General features: G+C 63.3%; 16 protein-coding genes and 1 pseudogene. 7 read left to right on the top strand and 10 right to left on the bottom strand.

Going from position 1 to position 19064, the window contains the following annotated elements; genetic code table 11:
- Both BCAL_RS09910 and BCAL_RS09905 read left to right on the top strand, forming a co-directional pair.
- The coding region (locus BCAL_RS09910) for a winged helix-turn-helix domain-containing protein (RefSeq protein ID WP_043260102.1) at positions 1-306 on the top strand (306 nt) is incomplete at its 5' end.
- Positions 303-1823, top strand: coding sequence for a sensor histidine kinase (locus BCAL_RS09905; protein ID WP_052118966.1), 1521 nt, complete (start codon positions 303-305; stop codon positions 1821-1823). The genes BCAL_RS09910 and BCAL_RS09905, both read left to right, overlap by 4 nt.
- Here BCAL_RS09905 and BCAL_RS09900 read toward each other — a convergent pair.
- Positions 1803-4727, bottom strand: coding sequence for a TOTE conflict system archaeo-eukaryotic primase domain-containing protein (locus BCAL_RS09900; protein WP_160268279.1), 2925 nt, complete (start codon positions 4725-4727; stop codon positions 1803-1805). The genes BCAL_RS09905 and BCAL_RS09900 overlap by 21 nt on opposite strands.
- A 463-nt stretch (positions 4728-5190) precedes the next feature.
- Positions 5191-5793, bottom strand: coding sequence for an NAD(P)H-dependent oxidoreductase (locus BCAL_RS09895; protein ID WP_043164054.1), 603 nt, complete (start codon positions 5791-5793; stop codon positions 5191-5193).
- 158 nt (positions 5794-5951) lie between these two features.
- On the opposite strand from BCAL_RS09895, the gene BCAL_RS09890 reads away from it, so the two are divergent.
- The 3 genes from BCAL_RS09890 (at position 5952) to BCAL_RS09880 (ending at position 8198) form a co-directional block, all read left to right on the top strand.
- On the top strand, positions 5952-6605 hold the full coding sequence (locus tag BCAL_RS09890; RefSeq protein WP_043164056.1) for an isochorismatase family protein: 654 nt from the start codon (positions 5952-5954) through the stop codon (positions 6603-6605).
- A 194-nt stretch (positions 6606-6799) separates the two neighbouring features.
- A complete protein-coding gene (locus BCAL_RS09885) occupies positions 6800-7759 on the top strand; it encodes an aldo/keto reductase (RefSeq protein WP_043164058.1) in 960 nt (319 codons plus the stop codon).
- Between the two features lie 16 nt (positions 7760-7775).
- The gene (locus BCAL_RS09880; protein ID WP_043164061.1) at positions 7776-8198 is read left to right on the top strand and encodes a peptide deformylase; all 423 of its coding nucleotides are present in this window, start codon (positions 7776-7778) and stop codon (positions 8196-8198) included.
- Between the two features lie 238 nt (positions 8199-8436).
- On the opposite strand, the gene BCAL_RS09875 is transcribed toward BCAL_RS09880, so the two are convergent.
- The 5 genes from BCAL_RS09875 to BCAL_RS09855 form a co-directional block, all read right to left on the bottom strand.
- Positions 8437-8736 carry a DUF2316 family protein gene (locus BCAL_RS09875; RefSeq protein ID WP_043164063.1) on the bottom strand — a complete coding sequence of 100 codons (300 nt, stop codon included), beginning with the start codon at positions 8734-8736 and terminating at the stop codon, positions 8437-8439.
- Positions 8737-8837: 101 nt separating this feature from the next.
- Positions 8838-9266 carry a hypothetical protein gene (locus BCAL_RS09870; protein WP_043164065.1) on the bottom strand — a complete coding sequence of 143 codons (429 nt, stop codon included), beginning with the start codon at positions 9264-9266 and terminating at the stop codon, positions 8838-8840.
- Positions 9267-9294: 28 nt separating this feature from the next.
- Positions 9295-9927: a GNAT family N-acetyltransferase gene (locus tag BCAL_RS09865; RefSeq protein WP_052118968.1), complete on the bottom strand. Its 633-nt coding sequence runs from the start codon at positions 9925-9927 to the stop codon at positions 9295-9297.
- Between the two features lie 273 nt (positions 9928-10200).
- The gene (locus BCAL_RS12390; RefSeq protein WP_140445014.1) at positions 10201-10977 is read right to left on the bottom strand and encodes a TetR/AcrR family transcriptional regulator; all 777 of its coding nucleotides are present in this window, start codon (positions 10975-10977) and stop codon (positions 10201-10203) included.
- Between the two features lie 79 nt (positions 10978-11056).
- Positions 11057-13027: a KUP/HAK/KT family potassium transporter gene (locus BCAL_RS09855; RefSeq protein WP_052118970.1), complete on the bottom strand. Its 1971-nt coding sequence runs from the start codon at positions 13025-13027 to the stop codon at positions 11057-11059.
- Between the two features lie 410 nt (positions 13028-13437).
- On the opposite strand from BCAL_RS09855, the gene BCAL_RS09850 reads away from it, so the two are divergent.
- Positions 13438-15048, top strand: coding sequence for a S10 family peptidase (locus BCAL_RS09850; RefSeq protein ID WP_043164068.1), 1611 nt, complete (start codon positions 13438-13440; stop codon positions 15046-15048).
- 89 nt (positions 15049-15137) lie between these two features.
- Here BCAL_RS09850 and BCAL_RS09845 read toward each other — a convergent pair whose 3' ends face one another.
- Positions 15138-16067 carry a CPBP family glutamic-type intramembrane protease gene (locus BCAL_RS09845; RefSeq protein ID WP_043164070.1) on the bottom strand — a complete coding sequence of 310 codons (930 nt, stop codon included), beginning with the start codon at positions 16065-16067 and terminating at the stop codon, positions 15138-15140.
- Between the two features lie 199 nt (positions 16068-16266).
- Between BCAL_RS09845 and BCAL_RS09840 the strand changes: the two genes are divergently transcribed.
- Positions 16267-17271: a hypothetical protein gene (locus BCAL_RS09840; protein WP_052118971.1), complete on the top strand. Its 1005-nt coding sequence runs from the start codon at positions 16267-16269 to the stop codon at positions 17269-17271.
- A gap of 38 nt (positions 17272-17309) precedes the next feature.
- On the opposite strand, the pseudogene BCAL_RS09835 reads toward BCAL_RS09840, so the two are convergent.
- A pseudogene (locus BCAL_RS09835) lies at positions 17310-18142 on the bottom strand (deoxyribonuclease IV).
- A gap of 108 nt (positions 18143-18250) precedes the next feature.
- On the bottom strand, positions 18251-19063 hold the full coding sequence (locus BCAL_RS09830) for a DUF1287 domain-containing protein (RefSeq protein ID WP_081887415.1): 813 nt from the start codon (positions 19061-19063) through the stop codon (positions 18251-18253).
- Between the last annotated feature and the right edge of the window lies 1 nt (position 19064).

Below are 19064 nucleotides of genomic sequence, written 5' to 3'. Positions count from 1 at the left end.
GCCGCCACGGCCGCTGTGCTCACCCGCGGCGGCCTGACGCTCGACACCACGCGCCGGCTCGTGTTCCGCGACCACGGGCGCACGCTCGTCAAACTCACCCCCAAGGAGTACGGCGTGCTCCTGGAGCTCATGCGCGCCGACGGCGGCTACGTGAGCGTGGACGAACTCCACAGAAGCGTGTGGAACGCCGACCCGGACGTCGAGGCCGCCGACGTGGTCAAGACCACCATGTACTCGCTGCGACGCAAACTGGAGGACCGCGACCTGATCGTCTCCGCGCGCGGGGAAGGATACCGGCTCGCATGACCCGCAACCACGGTCACGGTCACGACCAGCCGCCAGCCAAGGCGCGGACCGGCATCCGAAACCGCGTCTCCCGCATCCTGCGCCGGATCGCCGGCAGGCTCACCCCGCGCACGTTCCGCGCCAGGCTCACCATCGCGATCAGCGTCGTGTTCCTCATCGCCCTCGGTTCGGCGGCCATCGTGCAGACCGTCATCATCAACGGCATGTTCTCCTACGCGATGACCATCTCCTACGAGAACGGGCAGGGCGGCGGGCAGAGCACGCAATCGGACGTCGGCACCGGCGGGACATCGACGGACGACGACTTCCTGTCCACGCAAGGCTGGAGCGCAGGATCCCTCCCCGGTACGCGGCAACAGCCGGACGCGGACGACCCGCTCCTTCTCGGCTCCTCCAACGGCAAGGGAGAGGGGACGGTCACCGGCAGGACCAACGGCGAACCCTATCATCTCGACTGGGGCGGCGACGGATCGTTCACCATCACCACACCGTACGGGATCTCCATATGGAACCGGGACGCCATAACCAACGGAATGCGCATCAGCGCCGCCGTCATCTTCGTGTTCTTCGGCGTCACCAGCATCCTCGTCATCTGGACCGTCACCTCACGCATGTCCCGCAGGCTCAAATCCATCAGCGAACAGGCGGCCGCACTCGACCCGAACGACCTCGGCACGCGCATCGACACGGACGGTGCGGGACGCGGACGAGGCGGAGACGAGATCACCGGCCTCGGCGACTCCATCAACGGCATGCTCGACCGCATCCAGGCCGCCTCCGAAGCGGAGCAGCGGTTCGTGTCCAACGCGTCGCATGAACTGCGCACCCCCATCGCCGCCGTAGAAACGAACCTCGACGCGCCCTTGGCGCAGGGACGATTCCCCGAGGACGTCGCACCATCCGTCCGCCGGGCGCTCGCCGCCAACCGGCGCGGCGCCGAACTCGTCGACGCGCTGCTCACCCTCTCGCGCATCCAAAGCGGCGCATACGGCAAACTCACCGCAACGGGAACGGGGAACGGGACGCACGACGCAACGGGCGCACGCGTCACTGGCCTCACCGCATGCGTGAACGACGCGCTCGCCGACATGGAACACGACATCGACGCACGGCACATCGGCGTGACCGTCGACGCCGCAGACGACGTTACGGTCAAAGCCGATCCCGCGCTGATATGCCTCGCCGTCGGCAACCTCATCCGCAACGCCGTCGTGCACAACACGGATGACGGTTCGATCACGGTGTCGATCGATGCGGCGGACTCCGACGAGGTCTCGCTCACCGTCGCGAACACCACCGACGAGCAGCTGCCGGACAACCTGGACGAACTCGTCCAGCCATTCCACCGTGGCGTGAACTCGCGCATCAGCGCCGTCTCCGGCGTGGGGCTTGGCCTGTCCATCGCCGACGCCGCATGCACCGCGATGAATGCGAAGCTGCGCCTGTCGAAGGAGACGGCGGCGAAGGATGGCACCTTCATCGCCACGATATCCGGCCTATCCGCGATTTCGTCTTGAGCAGTCAGAGGTTGTTAGGAGAAGCCGCCGGGCGATCATCGTATCGGCGAACCGCAGCGAGCAGTCGTCCGATTTGGGGTTGCCCAGCGGTTCGATGGTGCCGAACCAGACTAGGGAATCGTCGAACACGACGAATTCGCTGCAGGATTCGACGGCGTGCACCGTGCATCCCAGCGCACGGAGCCTGTCCATGTTGCGTTCGGTACGCTTGCGCGAAGCCGGTGTTGCCGTGGACGCGAGGCGCACGGTGACGTCGACGGTCACTCCCCTGCCGACCGCTTTGAGAATCGCGTCGTCGACTTGTTTGATGGCGCGTTCCGATAGGTATCCGGCTTGGACGGTCATCGTGCGACTGCAATGTTCGATGTCGTCACGGAACGTCTTGAGGAATCCCGCAACGGTGATGACAGGCGTGACCTTGCCGATATCCATCGGATTCCCATGTTCTGAATCGCCTAGTGTCGATTTGCGTTCCATCAGCGCCTTTGTCTTTGCTTGTCGCATCGCGTCGGTCCGGACTTCTTCGGACAGTAGCGGTTCGTACCCCTGCGCCATGTATGCCTTCAGCCGTTTGCGATACATGCTGGCGGCCATGGGCACGGTTACGTCGATGTAGTCGTAGACTCGCACCTCACGTTTGCCGTCGTTGTCGCGGTGCAGGCGGCCCACATATTGGGTGACGGCCGCTTCCACTGACACCGGAGCGGCGAGCAGCAGCGTGTCCAGTCGTTTCTGGTCGAATCCCTCACCGATATAACTGCCCGTCGCCACGACCGCAAGACGTTCATCCACAGGGATACCCGCAAGCCGTTCGAGATTGTTTTGCCGCGTCTTCCTGGAATCGGCCCCGTACAGGAGAACCACGTGCTCGCATCCGCGTTTGCTCAACCCGTCGGCGAGCGCCTTCGCATGTTCGATGCGTTTGGTGAGCAGGAGCGGTGTGCGATGTTCTTCGATGACGTGCATGGCGTCGTCGAGGATCATCGCGTTGCGTTGCGCGTTCGCGCATGCCGCTTCGAGGTAGTCGTGGTATCCGTATGGTTCGGTGAGATCGAGGTTGACGGGTGTGAAGCGTGGGACGAATCGGCGTGTGAAATGTTGTGCTGCCATCTGGGTACTGACGTCGACGATGTGGCGGACCGGTCCGCATTGCATGATGGTGATGGGTTGCATGCCGTCGTCGCGTTTCAGTGTGCCGGTGAGTCCGTAGACGTGTTTGGCGGTGGTCTCGCGTGCGATGGTTTCGGTGTCTATGGATGCCACATGGTGGCATTCGTCGAAGATCACCATGCCGTAGTTCCTGACAATGTCTCTGACTCGCTTGTCTCCGGACGCGTCGCCTTTTTCGAAGAGTGATTGCGCGAGTGCGATGTCGACGATGCCGTTGGGTTCGTTGCGTCCGGCTCCGATCTGTCCGATGATGCTGCGTTGTTTCCTGCTGATTCGTCCGGTTTTGGTCAATCGTGGAGGCAGTGTGGCTGTGATGTCGAGGAATTGTCCGAGTCGTTCCTTCCATTGGCTGAGCAGAGCGGATGATCGCAGAATGATCAGCGTGCTGGTTCGGTGTTCGGCGATGAGGTCCGCCGCGATTACGGTTTTGCCGAATCCTGTCGGTGCGATGAGAATGCCGTCGTCATGGTCGAGCATGGCTTTCGCCGCGATGGCCTGTTGTTGGTTCAGTTGTCCGGTGAATGCCGCGTGGATGGGTTTGCCTGTATTCCGCTCGTTCTTATAGGTTACGGTGGTTCCGGTTGCGCCGAGCAACGCGTTCAACGGTTCTTTGCATCCGCGTGGCAGGAGGATGTCATCCGTGGTTTCTTCGCTACGGTGGATGATGCGTGGCTTGTTGTAGACGGGCTGGCGCATGGCTTGTGCCCGGTAGAAATCCGGGTTGGCGAATGCGGCCAGTCGTCGTATCGCGTTGAGTGCGTGTGCCGTCATGCCGGCTTTCGGTATGACCAGCATGTTGCGTTCGATGATGGTGATGGTCTGTGGAACATCTGGTGGGGTGAGTGTTCCGCTGCGGATTGTGGAATGGTTCTTGTCCGGCTGATCGGATGACCGTTTGCCGTTGGTGGCTGAAGTTGTGGAATCCTCCTGACGAACGAGTCTGCCCAATGGTCCGCCGTTGTTTTGGGCTTGGGCGGCGATGGCATGCACCTGTTCTGGCGTGATGCGGCTGATCGTGGACAGATACGCCCATTGGTCGGGATATGCGTCGAATTGCTCGTCCACGAACACGCTGTTCCCCTCGTCGCGCGCCATGCGTTGCAGAGGCAGGGCGATCAGGTTGCCGAATCCGCCTACGGGCAGAGTGTCCTGATTGGGGAACATGCGGTCATATGAACGGAATCTGATGTGTGTCAGGTCGGAGGCTTCGGTCAGCAGCGCTTCTCCCATGCGGCGGGCTTCGGCGGCTTCGATGGGTTCGGTGAAGAACAGCCATAGATGTCCGCCATCGCCGGATCGAGATCGTTCCATCGACGGACTCAGACCGTGCTGTTTGCAGACGCGACGTGTCGCCGTGATCTCATCCCGCCACCCGTCGTCGTCGAAGTCGATGGCGAGAAACCAGACCGTCGATTCCTTGGACATCGGGTACAGGCCCACGACGTTGGTCATTCTCTCATCTCGTTTGGTGAAATGCTTAAGGAGCACCTGATCGGTCAACGGCTTGCAGCGGCGTTGATCCGGCGGCGTGGGAACACGTTTGCCGTTGGCCAATGCGGTCCACTCGTTCCATGCGGCCGGCGCATAGCCGACCTTGCCGGTTTTCCTGCTCACGAACCCGTGCGCGTACACGTCGTCGCGGCCGCGGAACAGGGAACGGAACAACCGTATTTTCAGTTCGGGCCTGCTGCGGGCGGTGACAGCGGGATGCGACGTGCATTCGTCGGTCTGCATGTTTCGCGCAGTGAGTTCGGGGCATGTGGCGGATTCCGGGTGCTTCGGCTTGTCTTGATTCCGACGCGCGTATTCATGTGCGCCTATGTCCCATTCGGATTGGGACACGTATACGACTGCTTCGGCTTCCGAGCCGCCATGAGAGCCGACCTCTCGATGTGTACCGGCCGCACCGCCGTCTTCGCCGACATGATGGCATAACACTATCGGCGATGATTCGTCTCCAACGTGCTCGACGACATCGTCCATCACGTAAAGCCGGCCGCACAATATGGCATGTGATCCCGTCATATCAGACATGCTCCTTCAACGGGTTTCTCTTCGTCAACCTTACGTTTTCGTGCAGGTGGAGATCATGACGGACCACGGGCGGGCGCGGATCGTCACGTTGGGTGAACTGGCACCGCAATGGCGGATTTGAGCGGCTACGATCTCGGTCCGGGGTCGTAGCCACTCAAATCGTTCACGCCAGGGAGGCGCCCAGCTGCCTGATGCGGTCGAGATGGCGTGCGGCGGCCTCGCGCTTGGCCGGATCGTCGTCGCCCATCGACAGGCCGTCGACGTAGACGAGCTCGGCATCCTTCACGCCGCAGTACTTCATGAGGGTCTGGCGGCGGATCTGGTTGTCCAGCGCCTCGCCGATGCCGTCGGACTCGTACCAGGATTCCGTGCCGCCGGTCAGAAGGATCACGCGCACCGTCTTGCCGGCGAGCGCGCCGGGCGTGCCGTCCGCGTGGTAGGCGAAGCCGCGGCAGATGACGCGGTCGAACAGGCCCTTGACCATGGCGGGCATGGTGTACCAGTAGACGGGGAACACGAGGGCGATCACGTCGGCTGCGGCGAGTTTGTCCTGGATGGCGGCCACGTCGGCGGGGACGGGACCCTTGCCGAGGTAGTGGGCGCGGTCGGCGGACGAGTAGACGGGGCTGAAATCCGTGTCGTACAGGTCCAGGATCTCGGCCTTGCCGCCCTGTTCGGCGTAGCCCTGCGCGAAGGCCCTGCCGACGGCGTTGGTCAGGCTGGTGTGTTCGGGGTTGGAGGTGATGACGAGTGCGGTGTTGCTCATGCTTCCAATCCTTGCCGTCGATCTGGACGATGGGAGGCGTATTCGGTCGGTTTCGTTCACCTGTCGGTCGCGGGTCCAAACGCGTATTCGTCGATAATCTGATAGGTGTAAAGGTAGCAAGGCCATATTCAGTGGTTCTGAACACAGGGAGGAACGACATGACCGATACGACGAAGACGGACGGGGCGACGAAGGCGCTGATCGTGGTGGACGTGCAGCCGACGTTCTGCGAGGGCGGCGAGCTCGGCGTGGAGGGCGGCAATGCGGTCGCCGAACGGATCGCCGCATACGTGCGGCGGCATCGCGGCGACTACGCGTTCATCGCCACCACGCAGGACTGGCACATCGAACCGGGAGCGCACTGGTCCGAGCATCCCGATTTCGTGGACACTTGGCCGGTGCATGGCAGGGCGGGCAGCCCGAACGCGCGGCTGCACCCCGCGATCGAGGCGCTCGGCATCGCGCATCATTTCAAGAAGGGACAGTATTCTGCCGCCTACTCCGGTTTCGAAGGCATCGAGGACAACACTGATCACATCCAAAGCCGCGCCGAGGTCGAGGCCGCGCAGGAGGCGGGACATACGCTCGCCAACGCGCTCAAGGCCGCAGGCGTCACGCGGGTGGACGTGGTCGGCATCGCCGAATCGCATTGCGTCAAGGAGACCGCGCTCGACGCGGTCCGTCTCGGATACCCCGTCACTGTGTTCGAGGACCTGACCGTACCGGTCAGCGAGGAGCTGGGCGTAGCCGCACGTGGGGAGATGGCGCAGGCCGGCGTCACGCTCGCCGAATCGCAGACCAAGACGCGATAGCGGCGGAGGCATGACGTTCCCGGATGACAACATCATGCCTTCCGGGAATATTTCGCCATAAGCAGGATGAATACCGGCATCGGCATAGCACATGTGTTGAAACACCATAATGTTGAAGGTAGGGACGGCAAAGGAACCGTCCGACACCCGCCGGGGACGACGGGCGAACGAAGACACGAACCGAAAGGACGATCATGAGCGACAAGCGTGTGAAGGTCGGCGGCAGCGACCTCGAGGTGTTCCCGCTGGTACTGGGCGGCAACACGTTCGGTTGGACCAGCGACGAGGCGACGAGCCGCAGGGTTCTCGACGAGTACGTGGAGGCCGGCGGCAACTTCATCGACACGGCCGACGTGTATTCGGCGTGGGCGCCGGGCAATGCGGGCGGCGAATCCGAGATCATCCTCGGCCGCTGGCTCGCCGTGCGAAACAACCGCGACAAGGTCGTCATCGCCACGAAGGTCAGCGAGCACCCGCAGTACAAGGGCCTCGGCCACGACAACGTGATCGCCGCCGCGAACGAGTCGCTGCTGCGCCTCGGCGTCGACACGATCGACCTGTACTACGCGCACTTCGACGACAAGTCGACCCCGCTCGAGGAGACGGCCGCCGCGTTCGACGAGCTCGTCAAGGCAGGCAAGGTCCGTGCGATCGCCCTGTCCAACTACACGGCGGACCGCATCGAGGAATGGTTCCGCATCGCCCGCGAGCACGGCTACGCGCTGCCGGTCGCATTGGAGCCGCACTACAACCTCGTCACCCGCGGCAACTACGAACGCACGCTCGCCCCCGTCGCCGAACGCGAGAACCTCGCCGTGTTCCCGTACTTCTCGCTGGCCGCCGGCTTCCTGACCGGCAAGTACCGTTCCGCGGCGGACGCCGAGGGCAAGGCGCGTCAGGGCATGGTCGCCGACTATCTCAACGCCGACGGCTTCGCGCTGGTCGACGCGCTCGACAAGGTCGCCAAGGCGCACGACGTGGCGATCGCCACGGTCGCGCTCGCATGGCTGCGCCACCGCCCGCAGGTCGCCGGACCCATCGCCTCGGCGCGCACGCCCGAGCAGCTGCCCGCGCTCCTCGCCTCCGTGGACCTCGACCTGACCGCCGACGAGGTCGCCGCGCTCGACAAGGCGTCCGAGCCGTTCGCGAAGTGACGGGAGGGATCCTGCCATGCAACGGCCGATCATGACCGACGAACGGTTCCTGTCTGTCGCCTCGGAGCCCGCAGCCGACACCGACGAGGACCGGCTGGTCGCCGTGGACCTCGCGGACACGCTGGCCGCGCACGCCGACTCGTGCGTGGGGATGGCCGCGAACATGATCGGCGAACGCAAACGGATCATCGTGTTCCATGACGAGCTGACCGGACGGAACATGACGATGTTCAACCCGCGCATCGTCGCCCACGACGGCGAATACCGCACCGAGGAGGGGTGCCTGTCCCTTGCCGGCATGAGGCCCGTCGTACGCTACAAGCGGATCACGGTCGTCTACCTGAGCCGTAGGTTCCGGGAGCTCACCGCCACGTTCGAGGGATTCACCGCGCAGATCATCCAGCATGAGATCGACCACTGCGAGGGCATCCTGATCTGACCGGTCGATCGTTCAGAGCAGCGTCGGCGTCTCGACCCCCGGCGGCGGATGGATGAGCCGGCATCCATCCGCCGCCGGGGCGAACGGCGCACCTCATGGAAGGCGAGACGTCGGAGCAGTTCGGTGTCGTGCGATCGCACGTCCGCGAACAAAGACGCGCCGCCGATCGCACGGTCACGCCACATGGCGATCATCCAAGCATCCTTGCCGGGGCGGATGCTCCGGGCCGGCAGGTGGCTCAGTCCAGCCTGTTCGCGTCGATGACGCGGTCGTCCAGGAACCAGTAGTCGTGCGGATCGCCGCGCAGGGCGGTGAACGGCACCGGCGTCACGCCCGCGGCGGCGGCCTTGTCCAGCAGATAGCCGCGTACGATCCACGGGTACTCCAGTACCCCGGAGCGCAGGTCGATGATGTTCTCGATGGTTTCGCCGCTTACCCCGAAATCACTGCCGATCTGCTCGGCGGTCAGACCCAGCAGCCTCATGTTCTCACGGAACTCCCGAATCGTGTTCGCCCGCTGCTCACTCGTCAACGACATCTTAATACTCCCCTTCCTTATTCTGTTTTCCATGGATTACCGTGTGCGTTCTCGGTGCGTTCTCGGTATCAAGCTGCATTGAAATCCAAGATAGTACTGCTTCACATCAGCGGGTGGTGGGCTTCCAGTTCGCAGATGACGCCGGTCTCCTTGCGGATCCATTCGGTGGCCTGCAGTGCGGCGATGTTCCACAGCGCGTACGGCATGCCGCCGAAACCGGGGTGTTCGGCCCAGAAGGTCAGGTTGTCGCCGTACGCGACGAGTCGGGTGTCGTCCGTGACCGGCATCGCGGCGTGATAGATCTGGTTGGCCAGCGTCGCGACGAACTCGTTCGCCGCGTCCAACGTGTCGGTAAGATGCTGGTCGGCCGTGGCCGGCGGCCCGACGATCTCCCATGATTCGACGTCCGCGGCGTCCCACTGGGCGTTCTCGCCGTTCACCTTGTTCTCGATCGTGACGAACAGTCTGGCGAATTCGTCCGAGGTCAGTCCGGTCACCCTGCGGCGTGTGGACAGCTCAATCGGCGTCATGCCATCTCCTTTCGGACCACCCGGGCGGCTATGCCTGGCCTTCGTAGAGGTAGAAGGTCTCCGGGGCGTCGCCGTACAGGGCCGCGCGCCGGCCGCGAAGCCGGGACAGGCCGCAGTGGTCGTAGAAGCCGATGTCGCATCTCGTGTCGGTGAACAGGAAGTATCGACGCACTCCGGCCTTCCGGAACTCCTCCATCGCGCGGTCGAACAGGACGCGACCGATCCCGCAGCCGCGGAGTGACTCGTCGACGAGGAACAGCACCACCTCGGCGTCGAACTTGGATTGGACGCCGTGCAGCAGCTTCGCGTCGAGGTGCGTCAGGGACAGCATCTTGCGCAGGCCGTCACGGCCTTCGGCGGATGGCAGCAGTGAGGCGGCCAGTCGCAGGATGGATTCGCGATGCCAGTTGAACAGCCGTCGGCGCGACCGTGCTCCGGGCACGTCGACATGCGTGGCGATGATGCCGACCGGCTTGCCATCACATTGTGCGAGCAGGGCAGATGTGGAGCCGAGCATGCTGTAGTGCAGGTCGATCATGGCGAGCCGGCGCGCGCACGACGGGCTCAGCCCCGGTTCGGCGTACCACATCCGACGCAGTATCTCGGCGATCGCCGGGTAATCCGCCCGGCGAAGCGGACGAAGAATGATCGAGTCGTTCACGAGCCTATTGTCCCACGCCCCAGAGCCCGACACATAAGCAACATAGCACAATTCATATGATAGCGACATACATATTTCCCTTTCTTGCTCTTCTTTTTCATATGAAAGTCATATTCATATGAAAAAGAAGATCGGTGCACGCCTATGTAGACCTGCTGCAAAACCTTGATTTTCAGCCGTTTCATTCAAATGAATATTGCTTTCATATGATTTGAGCTTGATTCCATTATGCTTCAGCACGGTGCCCACATGGAGGAAACTTGCGAGCTGCGTTCAGTGCAGCACCGTCGTCATGGCTTCGGAGACGACCGTGACCAGCAGGTCGGCCTTGTCGCCTTGCTCGGTATCGCAACGATGCGACCATTCCAGCAGCGTCTCGATCGTGCAGTCGATGAGGCAGGAGATCGACAGGCGCACGGTAAAGTCGACCGGCGGCACGTCATCGCCGCCATCAACGGAGCCGTCGCCGACGGCAGAAGCACTGGAGGGCATGACCGCGGTGGAATCAGCACTCCCCCACGCGCGCGCGACGGCCGATGTCCATCGGGGCACTCGCGCATACAACGCCGCGAGCAGCGCCTCGTTGGATCGAACGATCCGCAGACGCGCCGCCAAATCCTCCAACTGTTCGGATTCGACGGAACCGAGGATCTGTGGTATCACACGCCTCGCGAACGCGATCGGTGACGCGTCCGAACGAGTCGCAAGCTCGCGCTTCAGATCGGCGAACAGCTCGCCGTCAGCGGGAAGCCCGATGATCAGATCCTCCTTGGACGGGAAATACCGGAACAGTGTGATCTGCGACATGCCCGCCTCGGCGGCGATGCGCTGTGTGGTCACCGCGTCATAGCCGTATTCGCCGAACAGACGCATGGCGGTGTCCCTGATGGTTCTGCGCGTCTCCATCCGCTTGCGTCGCTGCCAGCGGGTCCTGGCGACGGCGGCCTTGACCGAGACGCCGCGTTGCGAGGATTGACGGCCCGTCGTCCCCCTTGCATCCTCGCCCTGTCCAGAACCGTTCTCGGCCATCGTGTCCTCCCCTGATTTCACCGCGTGGTTCCCTGCATGTGATGTTATCCGATGGTACCGGAGGCGCCGTCATCGGCGCATCATCGGCGGTCCGAACGGATCACTTCGACGTCTGTGCCGGCTCCCGGACCCTGCCTTCGATACGTTCCATCGTCATGGGCCTGTCTCCGCCGCTCCATACGGGCACGGTGTCGACGAGCGGATCGTTGGTCTCCAGTCCGAACCATTCGACCGGCCGGCTGACGGCGCGTTTGATCCATTGATAGCTGCGCACCAGCGTACGGTCCGAGTCGGGCAGGGACGATTCCGGGCTGACCACGCGATGCATGAGCACGTATCTGACACTGCCGATGCCGAGGCGCTCGTTCCTATTGGCAAGTTTGGGCCATTGCGGTTCGATGCGGTTGATCTCGCCGCGGGAAAGCATATCCGCCATGATGGCGTCCATGTACTGCCGAAGATAGAACTGAGGCTCCTTGTATCCGAGGATGATGATCACGCGATGCAGGTTCTGGCCGTAGGAGACGACCTTCCACCGGCGTTCGAACGGACGTTCGGACTGGATGAGGGTGACGATCCAGTAGGCGTGGCCGCGATGATGGGTCATGCTGGCGGCCACGTCCTTCTCGACCTCCTTCATGCTCGGGTCCGCGGTCAGGTACACGAGGTTGTCGGCCACCAGATCACGCCGCTTGTCGGCCATGGCGGCGGTAAGGATATGCGCCAGATCCTCTGCGTGCACGTGCCCCCGGTCGGACGCCTCCAGCTGGCTGCCACGCGAGCAGATGTGGAAGACACCGAACAGTACGCCCCAGATGAGTACCGTGATGTATCCGCCCTCCATGAACTTGGCCGCCGCGGCGGACAGGAACAGCAGCTCGATCGCACCGAACAGCACGCATGAGACGACGGCGCTCAGACGTTTGCCCTTGACGCGCCATAGGAACTCGAACAGCAGCACGGTGATCATGAGCATCGCGACGGTCAATGCCAGACCGTAGGCCGCCTCCATGGCCGACGAGGACCTGAAGTACAGCACCACGACGATGGTGAGCCCCGCGAGCAGCGCACAGGCGGAGGGAATGTAGATCTGCCCCTTGCTCACGCCCGGATAGCGCATGTTGAGACGCGGAAGCCAGTTCAGACCATCCGCCGCGGCGGTCAGGGTGAACGCGCCGGAGATCAGAGCCTGCGAGGCGATGACGCCGGCCGTCAGGGCGAGCACCACGCCGAACGGGCGGACCTGCTCGGGGATGATCTGGAAGAACGGGGCGGCGTCGGAGACGTTCGAGCGATGACCTTCCAGCATCCATGCGCCCTGACCGAAGTAGGAGCAGATCAGCGTCAGGTTCACCAACGGCCAGCTGGCGCGGATGTTGCCGCGGCCCACATGGCCCATGTCCGCATACAGCGCCTCGGCGCCGGTCAACGCGAGGAACACGCTGCCCATGAGCGCCACTCCTGCCTTGTTCTCATGCGAGAAGAGGAATCGGATGCCGATCGTCGGATCGAGCGCCTGGATCACGGTCCAGTCCCGTGTGACGATGTTCATGACGCCGATCACGGCGATGAACGTGAACCATACGGTCATGATCGGCCCGAACAGCGAACCGAGACGGTTCGTGCCGGCATGCTGGCTCAGGAACAGCACGGCGATGATGGCGATGGCGATCATCACCGACAGCTCTTCGGACCAGTAGATACTGCCGCCTATCGCGGGGATCGACGCGAGTCCCTCGACGGCGGAGGTGATGCTCACCGCGGGCGTGAACACGCTGTCGGCGAGGAACGCCGCCGCGCCGATCATGGCGAACGGTGCCGCCTGCCTCCAATACCGGCGCACCGCGGCGAACAGGGCGAACACGCCTCCCTCGCCGTCGTTGTCCGCGTTCATCACGGTCCACACGTATTTGATGGAGACGACCAGCAGCATGAACCAGAACACCAGCGACAGCGATCCCAGGATCTGGAATCGGTCGAGCCGCCCTCCCTGGGCGAGCATCAGCGCCTTCGGCGCATAGATCGGACTCGTGCCCAGATCGCCATAGACGATGCCGACCGCGATGAGCATACCGGCGGGCGTGGCCCTGTCGAACGGCTTCCTCTCCTGTCTCTCCCTCTTTCCCCTATTGCCTGTGACAGGATGTTGTCGAATGACACCCAGCATCGCTCATTCTCCTTCGGCCGATCCGACCAGACGCATCAATATGCCATCCGCACCGAACGAACCCCAATGGAGCGGATGACATCCAGCGTCATATTGTAGACGCGCCTGACCATCCCGCCTTCGACAGGTCGACGGGTGTCCACCGCAAACGCGCCGCTACGCGCGGGCCGCATCCATCCGGCATACGCCCAGTCGCATCGCCGCCGAAATCACGCATCCGGCGGAATCATGCGCCTATAGTTGTCGGCTAACGGCGCATCGTCCCGATACGCGCCCGGAATGATCGAACCGCCGACCGTAAGGAAAGGACAACCATGACCGACGCCAACGAAACCGGCGTGACGCGCATGAGCGCCAGCATTGCAGAGCCATCGACGAACCAGACGGGAACGAAGCCTGCCGTCCCCGCTGGAAGACAGCTGCCGGAGCCCTGCGAGAAGACCACGTTCCACAGCATGCAGGCCGAGGGTCACGAGATCCGCTACGCCGCGAAGATCGGCACGATCCTCATCGACACGCCCAAGGTCAAGCCGGCCGCCAGCGTCTTCTACACCTCGTTCGAACTGCTCGACGCCAACGACAGGGTCAACCCCGAACGTCCGGTCACCTTCATCTTCAACGGCGGTCCGGGCTCGTCCACCACGTTCCTGCTCATGGGGTCGATCGCCCCGAAGCGCATCGACGTGCCGGACGCAGCCCCCGTGCCCGCGGCGCCCTATCATCTGGCTGACAACCCGCATACGCTGCTGCCGGCCTCCGACCTCGTGTTCATCGACGCGCCCGGTGCCGGCTTCTCCGAGATCCTCGACGCCGCCAAGCCGGAACTGTGGTCGGTGGACGGCGACGTGGCCGGTTTCAGCGCGTTCATCCGCGCCTACCTGAGCAGTCACCGCCGCTGGAACTCCCCCAAGTACGTGCTCGGCGAATCCTACGGCACGACCCGAGGCGCAGCGCTCGCCTATCGTCTTCAGCAGGACGGGGTCGCCCTGAACGGCCTGACCCTCATCTCGAACATCCTCGACTACGCGTACACGCTCGACACATCCGATCAGTTCTACATCGGCTACTTCCCCACTTTTGCTTCGGTCGCCAGGTATCACGGTCGTGCGGCGAACGAGGTGGAGCAGTCTGAGCATCTCCGGGCGGCGCGTGCATTCGCGAACGGCCCGCTGCGTCTCGCATTGGCTGCGGGCGCGTCTCTGCCCGACGATGTCAGACATCGGGTCGCCGAACGCTACGCCGAGCTGACCGGTCTGGACGCAAAGTACGTGTACGACTCCGACCTGCGCGTGGTCGACATGCGCTTCCGCAAGGAGCTGCTGCGCGACGAGGGCAGGATCGTCGGCCGCTACGATGGCCGCGTGGCCGGATACGACCTCGACCGGATGAACGACGAGGAGACGTTCGTCGTGGACGACGCGTTCCTTGATCCGGCGTATTCGAGCCTCGCCAACGCGTACCTGCGTGACGAGCTCGGCTGGGACAGGAAGCCCGAGCGCGTCGGGTTCGCCGACTTCGACTGGAACGCCACCACCCCCGGCAAGGGCTGGACGTGGTGGCACAAGCAGCCCGACATGACCAAGTCGTCGTGGGGCCAGAACATCCCGTTCCCGAACGTGGTGCCGGATCTCGCCGCCGCGATCGCCCATCAGCCGACGCTCAAGGTGCTTATCGGCAACGGCGTCTACGACCTGTGCACGCCGTTCTTCCAGACCGAATACGACATCGACCATCTGGGACTGCCGAAGCCGTTGCGGGGCAATGTGGCATTCACCTACTATCCCGCCGGCCACATGCTGTACTCGTCCGTACCGAGCCTCGCCAAGTTCTCCGAAGATCTGAAGCGCTTCTACGCCTCCGACGTGACGGGTCTGCGCGCGATCGACGAGCGTCCGGCTGCCCCCATCCCCGACATCCAGCTGTGATCGGAGACCAAGTAACGATCAACACGTTGTTGATATAAGCGTGCGTCATTGAACGACACGTTGTTCAATGACGCACATGTCACGGTACCTCAGCGATGTCGCAGCAGTCTTCTCGCTGTCGTGATTGAGAAAGCGACCGCCCAGACTGCCGGCATCGCCATGATGGAGAAGGCCAGCACGCGTGGCCATGAGGAGCCGGCCACACCGGTGAGGTTGGTCATGGCGGTCGAGACGTCGTACATGCCGTGGGCCACGATCAGCGGCGTGATCATGCCCATCCGGCGGTACAGCAGCACCGCGAGCACCGGCCAGACGGCGATGGCGAACGCGGCCCACCCGTAGTAGAGGTGGAACGGCACGCGCAGACCGACCGCAACGCACGTGACCAGCCACCACGGAGCTCCCGCATAACGCAGACCGATCACGACGATGCCGAGCAGCACCAGCTCCTCGGTCGGACCGGCGAGAAACATGTTGACGCAGTAGAGCATCGCCGCAAGACCGCTCTCGTAACGGGCGGCGAACGGATAGTCATAGAACGGCGTGCGGATGACCGCGGAGACGAGATCGATCGAGGCGAATCCGGCAAGCATGCACCAGCAGTATGCGAAACCGGTACGCCACCAACGCCGCCACCGCAGGGCCGAGCCGGTTCCGGTCAGTGACCGCCCATCCGGAACGAACACGAATCCGCATGCGCGCCATCGCAGCAGCAGAAACACCATTGCGGCGACGCCGGTCAACAGCAGGTTGTCGATCAGATGCCGACTCTGCCCATACACGGTGACCATGCCAGGTCTGGCTGGTCCCGCGCCCCCGGTCAGATCGCGGATCGCGACCCGAATCCCGTCACCCCAGCCGTATGCGTACAGCGGCGCAATGCACAGGCAGACGATGACGGCCGTGATCGCACGGTGCCGCTCGACGGGACGCACCCGTTCGTCCAGCGCATTCGATTGCGCGAAACCCTGCGTGAGCTGCGATGGAACAGTCCGCCACAATGCCATGTGATCCGCCATGCCAGCCACTCTACGTCCATGTACGTCCGTTCGTCCACACACGACGCGAAGCCGATCACGCAAAGAAGGCGACGACGAATCAGGGACATTTCAGGGCCCTCCCCGATGCCCCTGATGACGATTCGCACACACCGATCTGCGATAATGCCAAGGAGAACACCGACCGGAGAACTATCGCGATCGAAAGACGGGAGACTGGATGGCACGGAACGAGGCGAACACGGGACATGCACAGACGACACGAAACACCGTCCTTGCCGCAATCGCGATCATCTGCGTGCTCGCACTCGCCTTCACGGCCGTCTTCGTGTGGTCCCGTTCCGGATCGACCCGTCAGACCGCATCCAAGCCGGCCGACTACTGTATGACCACGACGTCATCAGGCAGCTATCCACTGAGCCTTACGCAGACGCGCAACGCCTCGCATATCACCGTGATCGCCATAGGACGCGGACTTCCCGACCATGCGGCCACGGTGGCGATCGCAACGGCCATGCAGGAGTCGAAGCTCGTCAATCTTGACTACGGAGACCGTGATTCGGTGGGCCTGTTCCAGCAGCGTCCGAGTCAGGGATGGGGCACGATCGAACAGCTGATGGACGAGACGTATGCGACGAACGCCTTCTACGATGCACTGGTGAAGGTCGCGAACTGGCAGACGATCCCCGTGGAGGACGCCGCACAGGCGGTACAGCGCTCCGGATATCCGGACCTGTACGCGCAGTGGGACGGCATGGCCCGCGCGTGGGCATCCGCCATGACCGGCGAGGTAGCGGCCGGCATCACCTGCTCGATCCATTCACGTTCCACAGCCGATCCCGATGGTCTGGTCTCGGCGTTTCGCACTCTGTTCCCCTCCATCACGATCGTTCGTTCACTGGGACTTGACGACGATTCGGACTCATCCGGCTCATCGGATTCGTCGAATCACGCTTCAACCTCGAACTCCGCGAATTCCGACAACTCCTCCACAGCCGATCAGCCATCGACGCTCGAGACGACTCTCACGTTCACGCTTCCGGCGGGCTTGTCGACGACCGAGACGAAGAGACGGGGCTGGCAGGCGGCGACCTGGATGATCGCCCATGCGCAGCAGTATGGCATAGACGCCATCCACACGAACGGCATGGATTGGACGCGCAAGACCGGCTCCTGGTCCGGCACCGAGGCGGCGGAGCAAACGCTGACGGTGACGTTCCAGTGACGACGTTCCAGTGACGGCACCGTCCCGATCGCGTACTGCTAGCGGCGCAGACCGCGCAGCAGCGCGATCTCCTCCCGGTGCGTGGTCTCGGTGAGCTCCTTGGTCTCGAGGATCATCGGCAGTCGGGCCATGCGCGGATCGTTGACGAGCCGCGTGAAGAACGGGACGCCCAGCTTGCCTTCGCCGATGTTGGCGTGGCGGTCCTTATGCGATCCCAGTCCGAACTGGGAGTCGTTCGCGTGGATGGCCTTCACCCGATCGAACCCGATGAGCTCGTCAAGTGAGGCCATCACGCCGTCGTAGTCGTCGAGCAGATCATAGCCCGCATCGAACACATGGCAGGTGTCGAATGTGATGCCCACACGGCCGCGCACGGCGGGGTCGACGCCGTCGATGATCGTGCGCACTCCTCGAAGGTGCGACCGCATTCGGTGCCCTTGCCGGCCATGGTCTCCAGCAGGATCATGACGCTGGCGGAGGCATCCGTCTCATCCGCCAACAGCTCGAGCACCCGGTTCAGTCCCTCGGCGATGAGCCGGCACCCGGTTTCCGCTCCCTGCCCGACATGCGCACCGGGATGGATGTTGAGATACGTCTCCTGACCTGCCGCACGAATCGCCCCGAGCAGCGTCATGTCCTCGACGAGCGCCTGAATGGCGAATTCACGTTTTGCCGGATCCTTGCCGGCGAGGTTGTACACGTAGGGCGCATGTACGACCAACGGACCATAGTCCTCGGTCTTGAGCGTGCGTCCGAACTCCCCCGCACCTGCGGGATCGAGTGCCTTGGAACGCTTGCCGTACGGCGAACGAGGGAAGAACGCGAACGCGCTGCCGCCCTCGTCATGTGAACGTTTGATGAGGCTTTCCAACCGCCCGCCGTGGACAGATGGGAGCCTATATACAGCACGTCGCCGCGCTGCTCCGGATCATCATGCACACCCATATGTGATTTCCCCTTTCCCTTCGTCATGTTCTCGTCATTCACGCCACGCCCTGAGCACTGACTGCGGCACCTTGGAGGCGTCGAACCGGTAGTGTCCGGTGACGGTCATGTGCTTCCTGAACGCCAGATAGTCGTTCTCACGCTGCTGTTGTCCCATGTTGTGCAATACGTATGCGATGCCGTTGCGGTCCCGTTTGTCGGAGACCACGCCGATGTGTCTGACGTTCTGGAAGACGACGATGTCGCCTCCCTGCCACGCCTCATGGTCGGTCGGATCGAGGGTGAGGCGTTGACCATACCTGGAAAGAAAGACGTCGAGCACGCCGGTACGGCGGAAGTCGATGTTCGGATCCGGCCTCGGCGCGACCGCACGATAGGCGGCCGGATCGGAGGCGATATCGGCGTCGACCATGGCCTTGAGATCGTAGCCGGCGGCGCGGAACGCCCGCCACACCAGATCGGTGCAGGCGCCCCGGTCCGCCGGCGGATAGCCTCCCTGATAGTAGCCGTCGTCATAGGTGGGGCGGGCTTCGGCGTCGGTGCGGGCACCGGAGACGATATCGGCGTAGTCGTCGACGCCGTTGGCGTTGAAGTCGACGGGACTGACCACCTTCGGATATCGTCGTGCCGCCTCATCCGACGACATCACGTCACCGGATGAGACGGATCCGTCGGACGATGAGCCGGTCGACGACTCTCGTGACGACGCGGCGGACAGGGCGATCCGCCCGATGGTCTGCCACGGCAGTCCGCCAAGCTGGCGCACGGAGAGCACTCCCCCGGCGACGAACGCGCCAAGCAGCACGCCGACGATGAGAGCGCAGAGCACCTTGTTCCTACGCTTCATG

The sequence above is a fragment of the Bifidobacterium callitrichos DSM 23973 genome (genome assembly GCF_000741175.1).
In the GTDB taxonomy this organism is placed as follows: Bacteria; Actinomycetota; Actinomycetes; order Actinomycetales; family Bifidobacteriaceae; genus Bifidobacterium; species Bifidobacterium callitrichos.
This window is presented reverse-complemented; position numbering and strand designations above follow the sequence as displayed.